The sequence below is a fragment of the Listeria monocytogenes genome, from assembly GCF_013282665.1.
In the GTDB taxonomy this organism is placed as follows: domain Bacteria; phylum Bacillota; class Bacilli; order Lactobacillales; family Listeriaceae; genus Listeria; species Listeria monocytogenes_C.
The window spans coordinates 301632-321263 of record NZ_CP054041.1 but is presented as its reverse complement, the minus strand read 5'-3'; the positions used below and the strand labels follow the sequence as shown (position 1 = coordinate 321263).

20 protein-coding genes and 1 riboswitch are annotated in these 19632 nt (G+C 38.1%); of the genes, 19 read left to right on the top strand and 1 reads right to left on the bottom strand.

What is annotated here, in order from left to right:
- The first annotated feature begins 33 nt into the window (after positions 1–33).
- The 14 genes from HRK21_RS01640 to HRK21_RS01575 all read left to right on the top strand — a co-directional run bounded on the left by HRK21_RS01640 (position 34) and on the right by HRK21_RS01575 (position 13836).
- A complete protein-coding gene (locus HRK21_RS01640; protein WP_070005973.1) occupies positions 34–1059 on the top strand; it encodes a FecCD family ABC transporter permease in 1026 nt (341 codons plus the stop codon).
- The gene (locus HRK21_RS01635) at positions 1059–2081 is read left to right on the top strand and encodes a FecCD family ABC transporter permease (RefSeq protein ID WP_070005972.1); all 1023 of its coding nucleotides are present in this window, start codon (positions 1059–1061) and stop codon (positions 2079–2081) included. Before HRK21_RS01640 ends, HRK21_RS01635 begins: the two co-directional genes overlap by 1 nt.
- A 241-nt stretch (positions 2082–2322) precedes the next feature.
- Entirely contained in the window at positions 2323–2775 is a 453-nt protein-coding gene (gene fur, locus HRK21_RS01630) for a ferric iron uptake transcriptional regulator (protein ID WP_003739348.1), read from the top strand.
- A 153-nt stretch (positions 2776–2928) separates the two neighbouring features.
- A complete protein-coding gene (gene xerD, locus HRK21_RS01625; protein WP_070005971.1) occupies positions 2929–3822 on the top strand; it encodes a site-specific tyrosine recombinase XerD in 894 nt (297 codons plus the stop codon).
- A gap of 28 nt (positions 3823–3850) precedes the next feature.
- Positions 3851–5035, top strand: coding sequence for a phosphopentomutase (gene deoB, locus HRK21_RS01620; RefSeq protein ID WP_070005970.1), 1185 nt, complete (start codon positions 3851–3853; stop codon positions 5033–5035).
- An 18-nt stretch (positions 5036–5053) separates the two neighbouring features.
- A complete protein-coding gene (locus HRK21_RS01615; RefSeq protein ID WP_003739345.1) occupies positions 5054–5872 on the top strand; it encodes a purine-nucleoside phosphorylase in 819 nt (272 codons plus the stop codon).
- Positions 5873–6052: 180 nt separating this feature from the next.
- A complete protein-coding gene (gene lysA, locus HRK21_RS01610; protein ID WP_069887961.1) occupies positions 6053–7363 on the top strand; it encodes a diaminopimelate decarboxylase in 1311 nt (436 codons plus the stop codon).
- Between the two features lie 15 nt (positions 7364–7378).
- Positions 7379–8128 carry a segregation/condensation protein A gene (locus HRK21_RS01605; protein WP_070005969.1) on the top strand — a complete coding sequence of 250 codons (750 nt, stop codon included), beginning with the start codon at positions 7379–7381 and terminating at the stop codon, positions 8126–8128.
- The gene (gene scpB / locus HRK21_RS01600; RefSeq protein WP_003728772.1) at positions 8125–8721 is read left to right on the top strand and encodes an SMC-Scp complex subunit ScpB; all 597 of its coding nucleotides are present in this window, start codon (positions 8125–8127) and stop codon (positions 8719–8721) included. The genes HRK21_RS01605 and scpB overlap by 4 nt, the downstream gene beginning before the upstream one ends.
- Before the next feature lie 2 nt (positions 8722–8723).
- Entirely contained in the window at positions 8724–9458 is a 735-nt protein-coding gene (locus tag HRK21_RS01595; protein WP_003723596.1) for a pseudouridine synthase, read from the top strand.
- Positions 9459–9641: 183 nt separating this feature from the next.
- Complete coding sequence (locus HRK21_RS01590) at positions 9642–10358, top strand: response regulator transcription factor (protein ID WP_003723595.1); 717 nt, start codon at positions 9642–9644, stop codon at positions 10356–10358.
- 100 nt (positions 10359–10458) lie between these two features.
- Positions 10459–12249, top strand: coding sequence for an ATP-binding protein (locus HRK21_RS01585; RefSeq protein WP_003739342.1), 1791 nt, complete (start codon positions 10459–10461; stop codon positions 12247–12249).
- Positions 12250–12264: 15 nt separating this feature from the next.
- A complete protein-coding gene (locus HRK21_RS01580; protein WP_031695258.1) occupies positions 12265–12783 on the top strand; it encodes an acyl-CoA thioesterase in 519 nt (172 codons plus the stop codon).
- Between the two features lie 129 nt (positions 12784–12912).
- Positions 12913–13035: riboswitch (FMN riboswitch) on the top strand.
- A 189-nt stretch (positions 13036–13224) separates the two neighbouring features.
- Positions 13225–13836, top strand: a complete 612-nt coding sequence (locus HRK21_RS01575) for an ECF transporter S component (protein WP_003739340.1) — start codon at positions 13225–13227, stop codon at positions 13834–13836.
- Positions 13837–13877: 41 nt separating this feature from the next.
- Here the strand turns inward: HRK21_RS01575 and HRK21_RS01570 are convergent, their stop codons facing one another.
- Positions 13878–14102 (bottom strand): ferredoxin, encoded by a 225-nt coding sequence (locus HRK21_RS01570; RefSeq protein WP_070005968.1) that lies wholly within the window; start codon positions 14100–14102, stop codon positions 13878–13880.
- A gap of 154 nt (positions 14103–14256) precedes the next feature.
- Here HRK21_RS01570 and HRK21_RS01565 point away from each other — a divergent pair, with 154 nt between their 5' ends.
- The 5 genes from HRK21_RS01565 (at position 14257) to cmk (ending at position 19433) form a co-directional block, all read left to right on the top strand.
- Entirely contained in the window at positions 14257–15264 is a 1008-nt protein-coding gene (locus tag HRK21_RS01565; protein ID WP_070005967.1) for a YpbB family protein, read from the top strand.
- The gene (locus HRK21_RS01560) at positions 15261–16664 is read left to right on the top strand and encodes a RecQ family ATP-dependent DNA helicase (RefSeq protein WP_070005966.1); all 1404 of its coding nucleotides are present in this window, start codon (positions 15261–15263) and stop codon (positions 16662–16664) included. Before HRK21_RS01565 ends, HRK21_RS01560 begins: the two co-directional genes overlap by 4 nt.
- Positions 16665–16981: 317 nt before the next feature.
- Positions 16982–17701, top strand: coding sequence for a LysM peptidoglycan-binding domain-containing protein (locus HRK21_RS01555; RefSeq protein ID WP_070005965.1), 720 nt, complete (start codon positions 16982–16984; stop codon positions 17699–17701).
- Positions 17702–17780: 79 nt separating this feature from the next.
- Entirely contained in the window at positions 17781–18743 is a 963-nt protein-coding gene (locus HRK21_RS01550; RefSeq protein WP_003739334.1) for an asparaginase, read from the top strand.
- A gap of 15 nt (positions 18744–18758) precedes the next feature.
- Complete coding sequence (gene cmk, locus HRK21_RS01545) at positions 18759–19433, top strand: (d)CMP kinase (protein ID WP_069887965.1); 675 nt, start codon at positions 18759–18761, stop codon at positions 19431–19433.
- Positions 19434–19632 lie beyond the last annotated feature (199 nt).

Below are 19632 nucleotides of genomic sequence, written 5' to 3'. Positions count from 1 at the left end.
AGCCGATAATTTAGATGGAAGGAACATGTGCAGATGGATAAGTCAAAACAGATAAAAATGAATACAAGACCGACTGTCGCTAAATTCATACTTTCAGGTGGAATTTTGTTGCTTCTTATTCTAGCGTTATTTGGTATTGCAGTCGGTGCAGCCGATATTAATTTAAGTACGGTTTGGGATGCGCTTTTTCATTATAATAGTTCGGATACGCAACACCAGATTATACGAAGTTTACGTGTTCCTCGGGTGGTTGCGGATATGGCGATAGGGGCTGCTTTTGCAGTTGCTGGAGCGATTATGCAAGGGATTACTCGGAACCCACTTGCTGATTCAGGTCTGCTTGGGTTGAATGCTGGATCGACGTTTATGATAGCAGTTTGTTTTGCGTTTATGCCGTGGCTTAGTTATAATTCGCTCATTTTATTTTCTTTTGTTGGAGCGGCAATTGGGGCATTTTTAGTATTTGGTGTTAGTTCGCTTGCAGGCAGTGCGATGTCACCAACGAGGTTAGTGCTTGCTGGGGCGGCAATTAGTTCATTGCTTACCGCGCTTAGTGAAGGACTTGCCATCTATTTTCAGTTAAGTCAAGATTTGGCCTTTTGGTACGCGGGCGGGGTTGCTGGTGTGAAATGGAGTCAGCTTGCGGCGATTTGGCCTTGGTTACTTGGAGCGCTTATTGCGGCGATTTTACTAAGCAGATCGATTACCATTTTAAGTTTAGGCGATGATATTGCTGTTGGTTTGGGTGAAAAAACTACTTTTGTTAAAATTGCTTCGATGGTTGTGGTGTTAATTTTGGCGGGGCTTGCTGTGTCAGTTGTTGGCCCGGTAGGATTTATTGGCTTGATTGTGCCGCATTTGGTTCGGTTTTTAGTTGGAGTAGATTATCGCTGGATTATTCCTTGCTCGGCGGTTGTTGGAGCCTTTCTGACATTAGCGGCGGATATTGTGGCGAGAACAATCAATCCGCCATATGAAACGCCAATCAGTGTTATTTTTGCGTTAATTGGGGTTCCTTTCTTCTTATATGTAGCACGTAAAGAAAGGAGGAACTTATAATGTATATGACAAAGGCAGAAAAGCGAAAAAAATCGCGGCGAGTTTGGACGTTAATTATTTTAAGTGTGTTAATTTTTTGTACATTTACATATAGTGTTAATGCTGGTTATTCGAAATTGCCATTTTTGGAAGTGATTAAGTCGTTTTTTGGAATGGCGGACGCGGGAACACAACTTATTGTGACGGAGTTTCGATTGCCGCGGATAGTTATTGCGCTATTGGTTGGTGCGGGCCTCGCGGTTTCAGGAACAATCCTACAAGGTATTTCTGGAAACGGGTTAGCTGATCCGGGTATTCTTGGGATTAATAATGGCGCAGGACTTGCGGTTATGCTTTATATTTCCTTTTTTCCTTCCACGATGGATGTGCCAGTTTTATTTATGCCATTTATTGGGTTTATCGGAGCGATTTTAACCGCGTTTGTTGTTTACGGACTTTCTTATAGTAGAAGCGAAGGGTTGTTGCCTAATCGATTGCTCCTTACGGGGATTGCTGTTGCAGCGGCAATTGCGGCTCTTATCACGCTGCTTACGGTTCGGCTTGACCCGCAAAATTATCAACGTTACGCTGAATGGATGGCGGGAAATATTTGGGCATCGAGCTGGCAATATGTTTTTGCGCTTTTGCCGTGGCTTATTGTTTTAGGTGCCATTGCTTTTATGAAAGTAAAGACGTTGGATGTGCTCTCTTTTGGAGACCAAGTAGCTACTGGGCTGGGGGTTCGGGTCGAGCGAGAAAAATTTGTGCTTTTAATAGTAGCAGTTGGTTTGGCAGCTGCCTGTGTATCCGTTAGTGGCGGCATTGCCTTTATTGGTCTGATTGGTCCGCATATTGCTAGAAAGTTGGTTGGCTCTGCACATCGTTGGGTGATGGTAACGGCGGCGCTTTCTGGTGGGCTATTGTTATTGCTTGCAGATACGATTGGACGATTGATTATTCAACCTTCTGAAATATTTGCAGGTATCGTTGTGGCGATTATCGGTGCACCGTATTTCTTGTTCTTGCTTGCAAAAGCTAAATAATAATTATTATTGATAACGAGAAATTAGTTAGTAATTGATAATCATTGTAGACAGCCTATTACTTTTATGATATCTTAGTAAACATAAGCAATAGGAATTGAATACATGCTATTTTAACAGCGAAAACTGAATTCCTAACTTGCATTTTATTTATAATTATTATAAACTGTATTTATTGTTAAATGATAATAATGATAATATAGAAAGACAACTTGTGATAGCAACCAAGGGAGGAACCATAATGGAAGGTCGTATTGGACGCATTAAAGCACAACTTCATGATGCTAGTTATAAATTAACCCCACAGCGGGAAGCCACTGTTCGCGTTTTACTGGAAAATGAAAAGGATCATTTAAGTGCGGAGGAAGTTTTCTTGCATGTGAAAGATATTGCACCCGACACTGGCCTTGCAACTGTTTATAGAACGTTGGAGCTTTTAACAGAATTACGCGTGGTTGATAAAATCAATTTTGGGGACGGCGTTTCTCGATATGACTTGAGACAAGAAGGCGCCAAACATTTTCATCATCATTTAGTCTGTTTGGAGTGCGGTTCTGTAGAAGAAATCCAAGAAGACTTGTTAGAAGATGTGGAGAAAATCGTCGAATCGAAGTGGAACTTTCTTGTTAAAGATCATCGTCTGACTTTCCAAGGGATTTGTGCAGACTGCAGACAAAAATCTAAAAAAGAATAATACAAGAGTTTGGGATAATTTATCTCAAACTTTTTTTTATGGTAAAAAAGATGGACTGAATTGCGTGAAAAGTATTATAAGTCTTTTTCTATTAATTAAACGTTTTCAGTGGAAGTGTAACATGGTAGAATAGGATTTGTGGAGGAAACGCTTATGAATGATTTAATTGAGGATTTTTTACATTTTTTAATTGTAGAGAGAGGATTATCCGCGAATACAATCAAAGCTTATGAACGAGATTTACGCTATTTTGTTTCTTATATGGATGTATCAAAGGGATTAACAGATCCGAATACACTTGAACGCAGCGATATAGTTGGTTTTATGGCATTTGCAAGACAAGAAGGGAAATCAGCGAGAAGTGTGGCGCGATATATTGCTTCACTACGATCTTTCTTTCATTATTTAATGCACGATGGGAAAATGTCACATGACCCAATGATTCAAATTGAAACGCCGAAACAAGCGCAAGGATTACCAAAAGTTTTGAACCTAGATGATGTGGAGAAATTACTTAGTTCCTCTGATACGAGTGCACCACTTGGATTAAGGGATCAAGCGATGATGGAAATTTTATATGCGACAGGGCTTCGTGTAACGGAACTTGTCAGTCTGAAAATGGACGATTTACATCTTCATATGTGTTTTATTCAAACGATTGGTAAAGGAGATAAAGAACGAATTATTCCGCTTGGGAAAACAGCAACTACTGTGTTAGAGAAGTATTTAGAGGAAGCGAGACCAAAACTTCGCAGGCCAAAATACCGAAATGATTTTGTGTTTTTAAATCATCACGGTCAAGGACTTACGAGACAAGGTTTCTGGAAGATTTTAAAAGGTATTGCGAAAGAATCGGGTATTGAAAAGCAGATTACACCGCATACTTTGCGTCATTCATTCGCCACCCATTTACTTGAAAATGGAGCTGATTTAAGATCGGTACAAGAACTCCTTGGTCACGCCGATATCTCCACTACACAAATTTATACACACGTAACAAAGCTGCGGCTAAAAGATGTATACAAACAGTTCCACCCACGTGCTTAAAAAATATAGTTGAAAAGGATGAGTAAATATGCCAGATAAATTTAAAAGAGTACATGTTGTTGTAATGGATTCCGTTGGTATTGGAGAAGCACCAGATGCTGCTAAATTTGGTGATTTTGATGTAGATACATTTGGACATATTGCTAAACATGTCGGCGGACTAAACATGCCTGAAATGGGCAAATTAGGTTTATCGAATATTCGAGAAATCGATGGAATTAAAAAAGCAGAAAAACCACTTGCTTACTATACAAAAATGCAAGAAGCTTCGAACGGTAAAGATACAATGACTGGTCACTGGGAAATCATGGGCTTATACATTGACACACCTTTCCGCGTATTCCCAGATGGATTTCCAGACGATTTAATCAACCAAATTGAAGAAAAAACAGGACGTAAAGTAATTGGAAATAAACCAGCGAGCGGAACAGAAATTATGGCGGAACTTGGAGAAGAGCATGTGAAAACAGGTGCGCTCATTGTTTATACATCAGCGGACTCCGTTTTACAAATTGCAGCCCATGAAGATGTAGTTCCTTTAGAAGAACTGTATGAAATCTGTGAATTTTGTCGTGAAATTACACTAGATGACCCGTACATGCTTGGTCGTATTATTGCTCGCCCGTTTGTTGGAGAACCAGGTGCGTTTGTTAGAACGCCAAATCGTCATGACTATGCACTAAAACCATTTAAGCCAACAGTAATGGATGCTTTAAAAGAAGGCGGTAAAGATGTGATTGCCATTGGTAAAATTTCTGATATTTTTGATGGTGAAGGTGTTACAGAGTCTATCCGTACGAAATCAAATATGGACGGAATGGATCAATTTATCGCTGTATTAGATAAAGATTTTAACGGTATGAGTTTCTTGAATTTAGTAGATTTTGATGCGCTTTTCGGACACCGTCGTGATCCACAAGGTTACGCAGATGCGCTTGTTGATTTTGATGGTCGTTTAGTAGAAGTAATGGAAAAACTAACAGAGGATGATCTTTTAATAATTACAGCTGATCACGGAAATGACCCAACGTACTCTGGCACAGACCACACACGTGAGTTTGTACCATTACTTGTATACTCACCACGCTTTAAAAATGGCGGTTCAGAATTAGAATTACGCAAAACATTTGCCGATCTTGGCGCGACAGTTGCGGATAATTTTGACGTGAAAATGCCAGAATATGGAACAAGTTTCTTAAAAGACTTGAAATAGGAAAAGGGAGGAACAAAAATGAGTTTAGAAAAAGTAAATGAAGCAGTTGCAAAAATTAGAGAAAGTTACAACGGTACACCAAAAATTGGTTTGATTCTTGGTTCTGGTTTAGGTGTACTTGCGGATGAAGTAAACAATCCAACAAAACTTTCTTATGGTGAAATTCCACATTTTCCTGTTTCGACAGTTGAAGGACACGCGGGGCAATTTGTTTTTGGTGAGTTAGAGAATAAAGAAGTTGTGGCAATGCAAGGACGTTTCCACTTTTATGAAGGCTATTCGATGCAAGATGTTACTTTCCCAGTTCGTGTTATGAAAGAACTTGGTGTAGAAGTGCTTGTTGTGACGAATGCGGCTGGTGGCGTAAATGAATTATACTCTGCTGGAGACTTAATGTTGATTTCTGATCACATCAACTTTACTGGAACGAACCCGCTTATTGGACCAAATGATGAGCATTTTGGGCCGCGTTTCCCAGATATGTCTGAGGCGTATAATTTAGCTCTACGTGTGGATGCTAGACTTATTGCTCAAGAACTTAATCTAACTATCCGTGAAGGTGTTTATGCTGGATTTAGCGGTCCAACTTACGAAACACCTGCTGAAATCCAAATGATGCGTACGCTTGGAGCAGATGCAGTTGGGATGTCCACTGTACCGGAAGTTATCATTGCTAACCATGCTGGATTACGCGTGCTAGGTATTTCTTGTATTACGAATATGGCAGCCGGAATTTTGGATCAACCACTTTCTCATACGGAAGTTATTGAAACAACAGATCAAGTCCGCAGCACGTTTTTACAATATGTAAAAGCGATTGTCGCTAAAATTTCTTAGAATAAATGGTAGCTAATCTCAGCCCAAATTTGTTATTTTCTGAAGCAAGGAGATAATAGATTTGGGCTGAGTTTTTTACGTATTTGATAATATTTTCAGATAGTTATTGTCGCTCGGCTTCTTAGTGTGCTACTATATAAAAGAACTTTTAAAAATCTATAATGTAAAGGTGGGATTGGCGTGACGTTTGAACGGCTTGGAACAATGAATGTAAATGCAGAAGGACATCTCGAAATTGGAGGGGTGGACACTTTAAAGCTTACTGAAAAATATGGGACGCCACTTTACGTTTATGATGTAGCGCTAATCCGTGACCGAGCAAGAGGATTTAAGAAGACATTCGAGGAGCTAGGCGTAAAAGCGCAAGTAGCTTATGCGAGTAAAGCATTTTCTGCAGTAGCGATTTATCAGCTGATGGCTGAAGAAGGCTTATCGCTCGATGTTGTATCAGGTGGAGAACTTTATACGGCAATAAAAGCAAATTTCCCTCCTGAAAGAATTCATTTTCACGGAAATAATAAAAGTGCAGAAGAAATACATATGGCGCTTGATTATGGCATCGGTTGTTTTGTTATTGATAATTATTATGAAATTAGTTTATTAGAAGATATATTAATAGAACGAAATGAAAAGGCTTCGGTTTTAATTCGCGTGACACCAGGGATAGAAGCGCATACACATGACTATATTTTAACAGGTCAAGATGATTCGAAATTTGGATTTGGACTTACAAATGGACAGGCTGAAAAAGCGATTAAACAAGTACTTCATGCAAGTGCATCCTTTGATTTAATTGGACTCCACTGTCATATTGGGTCGCAAATTTTTGAAACAACTGGTTTTAAATTAGCGGCTCGACGTATTATGGATAAACTAGTTGAATGGCACCAAACTCTAGGGTTTGATTCCAAAGTACTTAATCTTGGTGGCGGTTTCGGTGTACGTTATACGGCGGAGGACGAGCCGCTTGAACCTAGCGAATACGTACGTCAAATTATGGATGAAGTGCGGGATGTGGCGGATAGTAACGATATTGACATTCCTGAAATTTGGATTGAACCAGGGCGTTCGCTTGTTGGTGAAGCAGGAACAACACTTTATAAAGTTGGATCGCGAAAAGAAGTTCCGGGAATTCGGAACTATATTGCGGTGGATGGGGGCATGTCTGATAATATTCGCCCAGCGTTATATGATGCCCACTATGATGCTGTTCTTGCTGCAAACCCAGAGAAAGTCGCAGAAGAAACAGTGGCTATCGCAGGAAAATGTTGTGAGTCTGGTGATATGTTAATATGGGATTTACCACTACCAAAATCAAACGCCGGTGAAGTTTTGGCAGTATTTTGTACAGGAGCCTATGGTTATGCAATGGCAAGTAACTATAACCGTATCCCAAGACCACCAGTTGTTTTTGTGGAAAACGGAATCGATAAATTAATCGTTGCCCGCGAAACATATGAAAATTTAGTGCAAAATGATCTTTCATTATAGTAGGGCGGGACAAATATGGTAGAAATGAATTTTAAAGTGGACGCATTTGAAGGACCGCTTGACTTACTTCTTCATTTAATTGGACAACTAGAAGTCGATATTTATGACATCCCCATGGCTGAAATTACGGACCAATATATGGAATTTGTTCATACAATGCAAGAAATGGAATTAGATGTTGCCAGCGAATATTTAGTGATGGCAGCAACTTTACTGGCAATCAAAAGTAAAATGCTCCTACCAAAACAAGAACTGGAAATCGACTATGATACACTAGAAGAGGAAGAGGATCCTCGTGACGCTTTAGTTGAAAAACTAATGGAATACAAACGCTTTAAAGAAGCCGCCAAAGAACTAAAAGAAAAAGAGGCGGAACGAAGCTTTTATTTCAGTAAGCCACCAATGGATTTAGCAGCATATGATGACGGGACAAAAGTAGCAGAACTCGATGTATCATTAAACGATATGTTAAGCGCTTTTAACAAAATGCTGCGACGTAAAAAGTTAAATAAACCGCTGCATACACGAATTACTACGCAGGAAATCTCCATTGATGAAAGAATGGATGCTGTTTTAGGGAAATTACATCAACAAGTCAATCACCGCTTACGATTTGATGAGCTGTTTGAAGAACAAACGAAAGAACAACTTGTCGTTACATTTTTGGCTTTGCTAGAATTAATGAAACGAAAATTGGTCGAAGTAGAACAAGCGGAAAGTTTTGCGGATTTATATGTGCAAGGTAAAGGGGAAGAACTATCGTGAACAGAGAAGAACAATTAGGCATATTAGAGAGCTTGCTTTTTGCAGCAGGAGATGCAGGACTTTCAACGGAACAATTAACCGAAGTCATGGAAATCACGCATATTGAAGCGCTCAATTTATTAGAGCTTTTAAGTGAACGATATAATGGAAGTGCTGATAGAGGACTGATTCTTTTAGAGCTTGCAGGGACGTTTCAATTAGCTACGAAAAAAGCCCATGCAGATTATTTACGTAAGCTAGTTGAAGTTCCAAGCAACACCGTTTTGTCGCAAGCATCGTTAGAGACTTTAGCGATTATTGCGTATCGTCAACCAGTGACAAGAATGGAAGTGGATGAGGTTCGCGGCGTTCAAACAGATGGTCCAATCAGAACCTTAGTAGCCAAAGGACTTGTAACAGATAAAGGTCGTGTGGATGGAGCTGGCCGAGCAAAACTTTACGTTACTACAAGTGAATTTTTAGATGCATTTGGCTTAAATTCTCTAGAGGATTTACCAAAGCTTGCTGATCCAGCCGCAGAAGAACCAGATCAGAATGAAATGGACCTGTTTTTTGACCGGTTTAACCAAAGTAAAGAACAGGAGGAGGAATAAGAATGGAACGTTTACAAAAAGTGATTGCGAACGCAGGTATTACTTCAAGAAGAAAAGCAGAAAAGCTTATTCAAGAAGGTAAAGTAACAGTGAACGGTAAAGTAGTCACCGAGTTAGGTGTGAAAGTTAGCGGTACTGAGCGCATTGAAGTAGAGGGAATTCAACTAACAAAAGAAGAACACCGCTATTTCCTTTTTTATAAACCAAGAGGAACGGTATCGGCTGTAACAGATGATAAAGGTCGTACAACTGTAGCGGATTATTTTGCAGATATTCCTGAGAGACTCTATCCCGTAGGACGACTTGACTATGATACTTCTGGTTTGTTATTAATGACCAATGACGGGGATTTCGCTAACTTGCTAATGCATCCGAAAAATGAAGTTTCCAAAACATATATTGCACGAATTAAAGGTATTCCTGAACGAGAAGTGATTCGTCAGTTAGAACGCGGTGTGGTGATTGATGGTCGCAAAACGGCACCAGCAAAAGTAAAAGTACGTTCATCTGACAAAACGAAAGATAAAGCTATTGTAGAGATTACAATTCATGAAGGCCGAAATCGCCAAGTGCGTAAAATGTTTGAGGCTGTTGGTTTTGAAGTGCAAAAATTATCTAGGGAAGAATACTCGTTCTTAAATTTACGTGGTTTAAACGCAGGGGAACGCAGAGAATTATCGCATCATGAAGTAAAACAATTAAAAACAGAAGCAAGATTTGGTAAAAATAAAAAGTAACTTTTCTTACAAAATATACTTTCTAATAGCGTGTTTTGTGAAAAACATGTATAATTTAAATCGTAGGAAATTTGGTATAGGCAATTGTATGGTTTTTTCGTATGTGGGTACGGAAGATTCCATTTATTTAATTGAATGTAAGTGATCGTTTTAATGTAAATGAGAGTTAGGGGATGAGTACTTATGAGTGAACAAGTTAGAGTGCTTGTTGTGGATGATGAGGACCGGATACGCCGCCTTCTTAAGATGTATCTTGAAAGAGAAAACTATCGTATTGAAGAAGCTAGTGATGGTGATCAAGCCTTAAGCATGGCGCTAAACAACAATTATGAAGTAATCCTACTTGATTTGATGATGCCTGGTAAAGACGGTATCGAAGTTTGTCGTGAACTGAGAGAGTTTAAATCAACACCTGTTGTTATGTTGACTGCAAAAGGAGAAGAAGCTAACCGAGTACAAGGCTTTGAAGTTGGTGCAGATGATTATATCGTTAAACCATTTAGCCCAAGAGAAGTAGTGCTTCGTGTGAAGGCTGTCCTTCGTCGTGCGAAACAATCCTCAGAAGAATCAGCAGGAGGAACACCGGGAGACATTATTACTTTCCCACATTTGAAAATTGATAACGAAGCTCACCGTGTTATTGTCGATGGAAAAGAAATCGGTTTGACACCAAAAGAATATGACTTGCTTTATTATTTGGCTAAATCTCCGGATAAAGTATTTGACCGCGAGTCACTTTTAAAAGAAGTATGGCGTTATGAGTTCTTTGGTGATTTACGGACGATTGATACGCATGTTAAAAGACTTCGTGAAAAACTGCATGATGTATCGGAAGACGCTGCTAGAATGATTGTAACAGTTTGGGGTCTTGGATATAAATTTGAAGTTCCAGAAGATTAATAAAACAGACTAAGATAACGGGCAAAGACGTTTAATCGGCAAGTGTTATGCCGCACGTGCTTTGTTCGTTATTTTTTTGCGAGGACCGAGGTGAGAATAGATGAAGATTTGGAATAGTATTGTTGGGAAAATTTGGAGTACCATTATTCTTTTATTGATAGGGATTTTAGTTATTTCTGGATTTTTAGTTGCAATGATATATGAAAAAAATAATATTACTCGAATAACAAATGAATTAGAGAATAAAACTGCTAGTATCATCACTGTCATGCAAGAAAATAATGAAGTGATCTCTGCTAAAAATCATAATGATTCTGCACTTATACTACTTGATGATACGATGGGTGTCATTATTGAACAAAATGGAAAAAGCGTCTATCAATCGCAGTCGCCAGATACTATTTCTAGTGCATCCGCTAATAAATTAATTCAAGATAAGACATTAGATGAAGCATTAGAAAAAGATAATAGTGTAACGATGAAATATAATTTCAAAACAGAAAAAAGTTCTTTACCAGTCGAAATTTCTGCGCAGAAGTTTAAGCTTGCGAATGGGGAAACTGGCGTTGTTTACGTTTATCAGTCTTATCATGATATCTTAAAAGTGAACGAAAAAACAATGAGTACGTTAATTGTTTCAGGTATTATTGCGATAGTTATTACATCTATCTTGTCATTTGTCTTTTCTTCTCGTATGGCTTTTCCGCTTCGGGAAATGAAAAAAATTGCGATTGCTGTTTCTAAAGGAAATTTTGACAACCGCGTACCAACTTATACACATGATGAAATTGGCGAACTCGGGGTAGCTTTTAACGATATGGCAAAACAATTGAAATATAATGTCAGCGCCCTTAGGCAAGAAAAAGAACAGCTATCCAATATTCTAGTTGGGATGGCTGATGGTGTTATTAAATTTAGTGTGGATAAAACGATTATTCTTAGTAACCCGCCGGCAGAAGAATTTTTACATAATTGGTTCTTCTCGCCAGAAAATACCGAAAAAGTTCTCATTCCAGTAGCTTTAAATGAATTGTTGAATGATACGTTAGAAAAGAAAGAATCTCAAGTTGGCGAAATCACTTTTGCAGATCATACGTATGTAGCAATTTTGACGTTGCTTTACACGGGAGAACATGTGCGTAGTATTGTTGCGGTAATTCGAGATATGACAGAAGAAAAACAACTTGAAAAAATGAAAAGTGATTTTGTTAATAACGTTTCGCATGAACTTAGAACGCCGATTTCGATGTTACAAGGTTATAGTGAAGCGATTATTGACGGGGTAGCTCAGTCGGATGAAGAAGTGCGGGAGTTTGCGCAAATTATTTATGATGAATCCCTTCGTATTGGACGTTTGGTGAACGATATGTTGGATCTTGCTAGAATGGAAGCTGGATTTAATCAAATGGATAATCAAAAATTACCGCTTGCTCCATTGTTGCGAAAAGTGATTTCTAATTTTGATGTACTTGCAAAAGAGAACTTTGTGGAACTAGGGTTAGAATTAGAAACGCCTGACTTAGAATATTCTTTTGACCCAGACCGGATGGAACAAGTATTAATTAATTTAATTATGAATGCTATTCGTCACACTGGAAAAGAAGGCTATGATGGAAAAGTAATTTTAAAACAAACCATTGATGAGACTAGGAGCAATCTTGTAATTACTGTATCTGACAATGGAAGCGGGATTGCGGAAGAAGACATTCCCTATCTGTTTGAACGTTTTTACAAAGTGGATAAAGCAAGGAAACGCGGAAAAGCGGTTGGAACAGGTATTGGTCTTGCAATCGTTAAAAATATTGTAGAAGCACATAATGGAAAAATTTCGGTTGAAAGCGAATTAGGTAAAGGATCTGATTTTATTATCACTTTACCTCTCTATAAATAGATTGGAGCGAAAAACATGGAAAAAAGACAAACAAAATTTTGTAAAGAATCACTAGTAATTAAAACGAGCCGGGTTTTCCCGTCAGACACAAATAATCACAATACCCTTTTTGGTGGTAGACTAATGACCTATATTGACGACACAGCTTCTATCAGCGCCTCTCGTCATTGTCGTACCGAAATTGTTACTGCGTCAACAGACTCGGTGGATTTTCTGAAACCAATTAAAAATGATCATTCTGTTTGCTTGGAGTCTTATGTGGCTTCAACGGGTAGAAGTTCTATGGAAATCTTCGTTAAAATTATTGCGGAGAATTTGAAAACAGGAGAACGTTATTTGGCAGCTACATCCTTTTTAACATTTGTGGCGTTGGATGCGAATGGTAAAACTGTAGAAGTTCCACTCGTTCAACCAGAAACAGAAGAGCAAAAAAGAATCCATGCGGGCGCCGAGGCAAGAAGCATTGCTCGTAAAATTCGTTTGAAAGAAAACCAATCATTAGCAGAATCACTATCAACTGACATTCCTTGGTAAACAAATAAAAACCAGCTAATTTGCTGGTTTTTATTTCATTTAGATAGAAAGCGTTTACGTGAAAAAACGTACAAAAGGGCTTGCCAAAATTTTTTTTCATGGTAAAATGAAAATTGTAAGAAAATATTCGTTCATCTTCGGGGCAGGGTGTAATTCCCGACCGGTGGTTAAAGTCCACGATCTGCTTTTTTAGCAGTTGACTCTGGTGTAATTCCAGGACCGACAGTAAAGTCTGGATGGGAGAAGATGTTGGCAGACCTTTTCGTTTGTCTTCACGAGCATGTGTTAGCAAGCTATGATGCTTATTTGAGTATTCGGTACTTGTTTATTATTTCACAAACTCTCCCTCAACTTTTTTTGGTTGAGGTTTTTTATTTGCTTGGGTTGCATTCGTTAAGTGAAGTCACTCGCTTCTTGGTGAACATCAAGGGAGAAATGACAATGAAGAATTATTCAATGAAGGTTTTTGTAAGTGTGGCGGTTCTTGGTACTTTAGCATTTATTTTAATGATGCTACAATTTCCGCTATTACCGAGTGCACCATTTTTAAAGCTTGATTTTAGTGATATTCCAGCTTTGTTTGGTGGCTTATTATTTGGACCACTCGCAGCGATTTTAGTAGAACTAATCAAAAATGTTCTACTTTACATTATGTCAGGTAGTCCAGTTGGGGTTCCTGTTGGAGAGTTATCCAATTTTATTAATGGTATTTTTTATGTATTACCGGTTTATTATTTATTTCACTGGTTGCGCTCAACAAAAGGAATGGTGCTTTCAACAGCAATTGGAACGTTAGTAATGACAGTTGTAATGGCGGCATTTAATTATTTTGCATTATTACCATTTTATATTAAACTTGGTGGACTTCCGGCGAATACAGATGTTGCTTGGTTAGTCACTTATGCGATTATACCATTTAGCTTATTAAAAGGAATCATCGTTAGTGCTGTATTCTTGTTACTGTACTCTAGACTTAAAAATTGGGTTGCTAAAAACCAAACTGTAAAAGAACGGCGCAAATTTGAAAAAAGACAACAAGAAACAAGCCATTAAATATAAAAATCCGGTAGCCACTAAATGGGCTGCCGGATTTTTTAATGAAATGGGCCATCGGAAACTTTGATAGAAAGTGAAGGACAAGCGAATTCAGCGTCAATCACCATTTCGACCAAATCTTCGGGAATTTCTTTTGTTCCAGTGTTCTCATCTAATATATTAAAGGCAAGACCTTCTGTATCGTAATCAAAAACATCGGGTGCATGAATGGAACAAGCGCCACAAGCAATACAAGTGTCTTTTTCAACAAGACAATACTTCAATTTTCTACGCTTCCTTTCTAAAATAACTATTTGCAGCCAGATTTTTTCTTTTTCTATTGTAACATATTTTCAAAAAGTTTTTTTCGGAAAAACTAATGTAGAACAAGTGTTTCTGTGGTATGATTGTGATACAAAAAAAGGTGGTGGACAAGTCTTGGATAAGCTGGATAACTATATTATGACAATGTTAGAAAAAAGTATTACACATAGAAAATTACCATTTATACATACTGTTTTAGCTGGAAGAAGAACCGGTCAAGCTGTTCAAGATATCCATCTTTTTCAAATGCAACATTTATTTGGGTTAGTGCCTAATTTAAAAGCCAACCATTTAGAAAGTCGCCTTTCAGATTTAGTGCGCCAAGGGAAGATTGTTTCAACTGAAAATGGCTATATGATTCGAGAACAACAAGTTGCCTCTTTTGTAAAGGACTATCCAAATTTTCAAGGTTTTACATTTCAGCGGCAAGCTTTTGCTTTCTTTGCGCATTTGCGACTCGCTGTTCAAGTTGTTAGCAATATCCATCATCATGAAAGTTACTATTTACCTGTCATTCGCGATAAGAAAATCCAACAATTTATTAAGCATTGGTTGAAGTCACAAGATAAATCAAGTTTAGCGGATGGATTATACAAGGAACTTTTTGCATGGATGGAAAAATTAGCTGTTGCTCGGCCAGCATTTATTGTGGAGCGGTTTTCTGGTGGAGAATTAATGGGCTATACGACAGAACAAATTGGCACAAAGTATCAAGTAGAGAAGTGGGACGTTTATTTTGAAGTACTCCACGAGATTCATCGTTTGCTTGCTGTGATGAAAAAGAAACCGGAAGAATGGCCGATATTGGTTAGTCTTGTGCCGAATGAACTAACTGGACTAACTAGTTCTGCAAAGCAAACCTACTCATTATGGCAGAATGGTGCGGACCTAGAGGCAATTGAGCGAATTCGGAATTTGAAAATGAGTACTATTCATGATCATTTTGTGGAAATCCGTGCTACTTTGAAGGAAGCAGACGTTCCTTATTTACCAGAAGAGAACGTAATCCAAACGATTAATACAAAGAAATGGAATTTACTGCGTGAAATAAAAGCTGAATTTCCAGATTTAGATTATTATCAAATTCGGTTAGCAGTTGTTAGTAGGGAGGGCGAGCAGTGAACTTAGAGCAGGAATTAAAAGAATACCTCGGATTTGATACGTTTCGCCCTGGTCAAAAAGAAGTAATTGAAACAGCTTTGTCCAAGCGGAATTGTTTCGCTATATTACCTACTGGAACAGGAAAAACCATTTGCTATCAATTAGCCGGTCATTTGATGGATGGTTTAGTTTTGATTGTTTCGCCGCTTCTTTCTCTCATGCAAGACCAAATAGAGCGAATGCGCGCTCACGGAGAGAAGCGAGTGGCGGCACTGAATAGCTTTTTAAAACGAGAAGAAAAAAGTCAAATCCTTACGAATATTCATTTATATAAATTTATTTTTTTATCACCAGAAATGCTAAATAATGAAGCAGTGAAGAATCTACTATTAAAACAAAAAATCAGCTTGTTTGTCATAGATGAGGCCCATTGCATTTCACAGTGGGGACACGATTTCCGACCTGATTATTTAATGTTAGGTCAATTCATTAAAGATGCCGCCTTCCCAGTGACGATGGTGCTGACTGCTACGGCGACGAAGAAGGTTAGGGCGGATATTTTAACGCAACTCTACTTAACGGATTGTGAGCAAATCATTTATTCGGTGAATCGGCCTAATATTTCTTTACAAGTGGAGAAATTTTCTAGCCAACAGTTGAAGAAAGAACGTTTATATGAGCTTGTAAGCAAACTGCAAACGCCGGGAATTATTTATTTTTCCAGTAAAAAATTAGCGGAAAGTATTGCGCGTGAATTAAGCGAAATTGCCGAATTGAGAGTAGCTTATTATCACGGTGATATGGACACCGAAGATAGAATTATTATCCAGCAACAATTTGTGTACGGACAGTTGGATATTATATGCGCGACTAGCGCTTTTGGGATGGGAATAGATAAAGCAGATATTCGTTTTGTGATTCATTATCATATGCCAGCTGATTTAGAAGCTTATTTGCAAGAAATTGGTCGAGCTGGACGCGACAGTAAGGATAGTGTGGCGATTTTACTTTATGCGAATGGAGATGAATTCATTCAAATGCAATTAGCTGATCAAGACATACCAGACGCTAGTTTAATGAACTTGACGAAGGAGCAACGGAAAACGTTACCAGAAGCAGAGCAACGTTTTATTGAGTATTATCAAAGAAGCGGTTTATCTACGAAAGAATTAACAGCTAAAATGGAATATCGAAAAAAATGGAAACAAGCTAATTTACAACAATTTATTGGTTACCTTCATACAGAAGACTGCCGTCGCAATTATATTTTGCGTTACTTTGAAGAAACGCAAGTAGGAGTCACGCCAGAAAATTGTTGTGATTTGGACGGGGCAGAAATAACCCATTTTGAGAAACAAGAAAAAATACAGCCGAAAGAAATTCCAACCTGGGAAGCTTATCTATCCTATTTACTCCAGTAGTTGTATTGTTACGAAATTCGACAAAAAGTAGCTGGTTTCCCATTTTTTATAAAAAAAGACTTGTTTAATAGTGAAAAAATTGTTATTATTTTGTTCAGTAATCTGTATAAAATCAAGCGAGATTCTATGCCAGAAGTACTAAATTAGAATGATACTTGCTTTTTTTGAAAAAAAAGCAGTTTAAGTATTGTTGTAAGTTACGTTTATGGTTATAATTATTTCAAAGGTATTTCATTTATTAACATCATATGTAACACTTCTCTGTGCCAATAATAGTGCATAGGATAAGTTAGAAAGCACTAAAGGAGGAACTTTGAGTGGTAAAAACAAGAAAAGAAAAACGGGAATACGAAGAACCGGCTGATTATGACATGAATTCTGAAGGTCAAGATGAATTTAATAATGAACCGCCGATGTTATCTCGTTCTGATAGCAGAAAAGGAAAAAAGAAAACCATTTTTAGATACCCATTACTTAATTTATTGATTGTTTTTTTTCTATTAATTCCAATCGTTATCGTGATTGTCTTTGTGACAGTGCAAAATATGGGTTCATCAAACGAAGTAAAAACAGAAACAGAATCAACTGTAAATGTATCTGACAACACACAATCTAAAGAAGAAAAAGAAAAAGCGAAAAAAGCCGCTGAAGAAAAAGCTGCTGCTGAAAAGGCTGCGGAAGAGAAGAAAGCTGCAGAAGCAAAAGCGGAAGCAGATAAGAAAAAACAAGAAGAAGACGCAGTTAAAGCAGCAAATGAAAGAAAAGAAAAAGAAGCTGCAGAAGAAAAAGCTGCTGCTGAGAAAGCCGCTGCCGAGAAAGCGGCCGCTGAAAAAGCTGCACAACAAAAAGCAAATGAATCCACTCAGAAAAAAGCTGGAGGATCTCATACTGTAAAAGCTGGCGATACCCTTTATAGCATTGCTCGTTCTGCATATGGACAAGCTGGGGCAGCTGCCGGAGTAGAAAAAATTAAACAAGCCAATGGACTGGCAAGTAATAATGTTCCAGTTGGCACAGTTCTAACAATTCCACAGTAATAAACAACACTGAATGGGTCTGGGAAACGCTTCCGAGACTCATTTGTTTGTTTAAATGGAAAAGTAGGGGGAAATAATCATGGCAAAAGTGGCACTAATTACAACGGGCGGTACAATTGCAAGTAAGAAGACAGCATCAGGTAAACTTGCATCAGGTGAATTATCTGGAGAAGAATTAGCTGCATTATGCCAATTACCAACAGAAATTCAAATAGATATTTATTCTACTTTTCAATTACCATCTATGCATATTTCGCTTCCTGATTTAATTAGCTTGAAACAACTTATTGAATCCATTTTCATGGACGAAACGTATGATGGTATAGTTGTAACACACGGGACAGATTCCTTAGAAGAAACAGCTTATTTTCTTGACCTTGCAGTAACCGATGCACGTCCCATTGTAGTTACTGGTTCACAGCGAGCGCCTGAAGAGCCGGGAACAGATGCCTATGTTAATATTCGTCATGCAATTTATACGGCATGTGAAATCAATTTACGTCAAGCTGGGACAGTCGTTGTTTTTAATGAACGGATTTTCGCGGCTAGATATGTAAAAAAAGTCCATGCCTCTAATATCCAAGGCTTTAGTGCCTTTGGTTTCGGCTATCTTGGTATCATTGATAATGACCAAGTTTTCTTGTATCAAAAACCGCTTGAACATGAGTGTTTTGATATTCGTCTAGATCTGCCAGAAGTCGTGGTAATTAAATGTTATATTGGAGCAGATGGTTTATTTATTGATGCTGCGATTGATAGTGGCGTTTCAGGAATCGTTTTAGAAGGTGTTGGACGCGGACAAGTGGCGCCAAAAATGATGCCAGCTATTATCAGAGCTTTGGATGCGGGAATTCCAGTTGTGATTACAACGAGCGCAGAAGAAGGAAATGTATATACTACATATGACTATGAAGGTAGCACGTTTGACTTATATAATCGTGGCGTTATTTTAGGAAAAGACTACGATAGTAAAAAAGCGCGGATGAAATTAATGGTACTTTTAGCATCCCAAGAAGAAATTAATCAAACCAATTTCAGATAAAAGGAGTTTTATTTTATGACTAAAAAGATATGTATCGCGATTGATGGACCAGCTGCAGCAGGAAAAAGCACAGTAGCAAAAATCGTGGCGAAAAAATTGCGTTTTGTTTATATAGACACGGGTGCGATGTATCGTGCTGTAACCTATATTGCTTTAAAAAATAACATTCCTTATGAAGATGAAAAAGGCATAGCGGCTCTCCTTCAAAAAACGGTTATTCGTTTTGAACCTGGCGAAGTACAACAAGTATTTATAGGTAACGAAAATGTGACAGAAGTAATCCGGTCTTTAGAAGTAACTAATCATGTTTCTATCGTTGCGGCACACCCATCTATTCGTGAAGCACTTCAAGAACGCCAACAAGTTTTTGCGACAGAGGGTGGCATTGTTATGGATGGACGCGATATCGGGACGGCAGTTCTTCCAAATGCTGAACTAAAAATATTCTTACTTGCAAGCGTGGAAGAACGGGCGGAACGTCGTTATAAAGAAAATATGGCGAAAGGTTTTGCTGGAGATCTAGACCAACTTAAAAAAGAAATTGAAGAGCGAGATCATTTAGATTACACAAGAACACACTCTCCATTAAAAAAAGCAGACGATGCCATTGAAGTAGATACCACATCCATGTCGATTGATGAAGTGGCCGACAAAATTCTTTCACTAGCAGAACTAAAAATCAAAGATTAATGAAAAAGTGCTACATTTTCTTAACTAAATGGAAATGTAGCACTTTTTTTATTTAACCGTGAAAGGCTAAACGAACGAAGCGATTTCACGCCCTGTAGTCAATTTCATCCCCTTAAAAGAGCTTGACAAATTTCTGGATTTGTAGGATGTTATAAGAGAGATTTTTTACTTTGTGAAAAGTATCTTGAAAGGATTTTCT

Coding starts and splice junctions, on each gene's coding strand:
- HRK21_RS01590 (WP_003723595.1), top strand. CDS start 9,642: ATGAGTGAACAAGTTAGAGTGCTTGTTGTGGATGATGAGGACCGGATA.
- cmk (WP_069887965.1), top strand. CDS start 18,759: ATGACTAAAAAGATATGTATCGCGATTGATGGACCAGCTGCAGCAGGA.
- xerD (WP_070005971.1), top strand. CDS start 2,929: ATGAATGATTTAATTGAGGATTTTTTACATTTTTTAATTGTAGAGAGA.
- HRK21_RS01615 (WP_003739345.1), top strand. CDS start 5,054: ATGAGTTTAGAAAAAGTAAATGAAGCAGTTGCAAAAATTAGAGAAAGT.
- HRK21_RS01605 (WP_070005969.1), top strand. CDS start 7,379: ATGGTAGAAATGAATTTTAAAGTGGACGCATTTGAAGGACCGCTTGAC.
- HRK21_RS01580 (WP_031695258.1), top strand. CDS start 12,265: ATGGAAAAAAGACAAACAAAATTTTGTAAAGAATCACTAGTAATTAAA.
- deoB (WP_070005970.1), top strand. CDS start 3,851: ATGCCAGATAAATTTAAAAGAGTACATGTTGTTGTAATGGATTCCGTT.
- fur (WP_003739348.1), top strand. CDS start 2,323: ATGGAAGGTCGTATTGGACGCATTAAAGCACAACTTCATGATGCTAGT.
- HRK21_RS01575 (WP_003739340.1), top strand. CDS start 13,225: ATGAAGAATTATTCAATGAAGGTTTTTGTAAGTGTGGCGGTTCTTGGT.
- HRK21_RS01595 (WP_003723596.1), top strand. CDS start 8,724: ATGGAACGTTTACAAAAAGTGATTGCGAACGCAGGTATTACTTCAAGA.
- HRK21_RS01550 (WP_003739334.1), top strand. CDS start 17,781: ATGGCAAAAGTGGCACTAATTACAACGGGCGGTACAATTGCAAGTAAG.
- HRK21_RS01640 (WP_070005973.1), top strand. CDS start 34: ATGGATAAGTCAAAACAGATAAAAATGAATACAAGACCGACTGTCGCT.
- HRK21_RS01585 (WP_003739342.1), top strand. CDS start 10,459: ATGAAGATTTGGAATAGTATTGTTGGGAAAATTTGGAGTACCATTATT.
- HRK21_RS01635 (WP_070005972.1), top strand. CDS start 1,059: ATGTATATGACAAAGGCAGAAAAGCGAAAAAAATCGCGGCGAGTTTGG.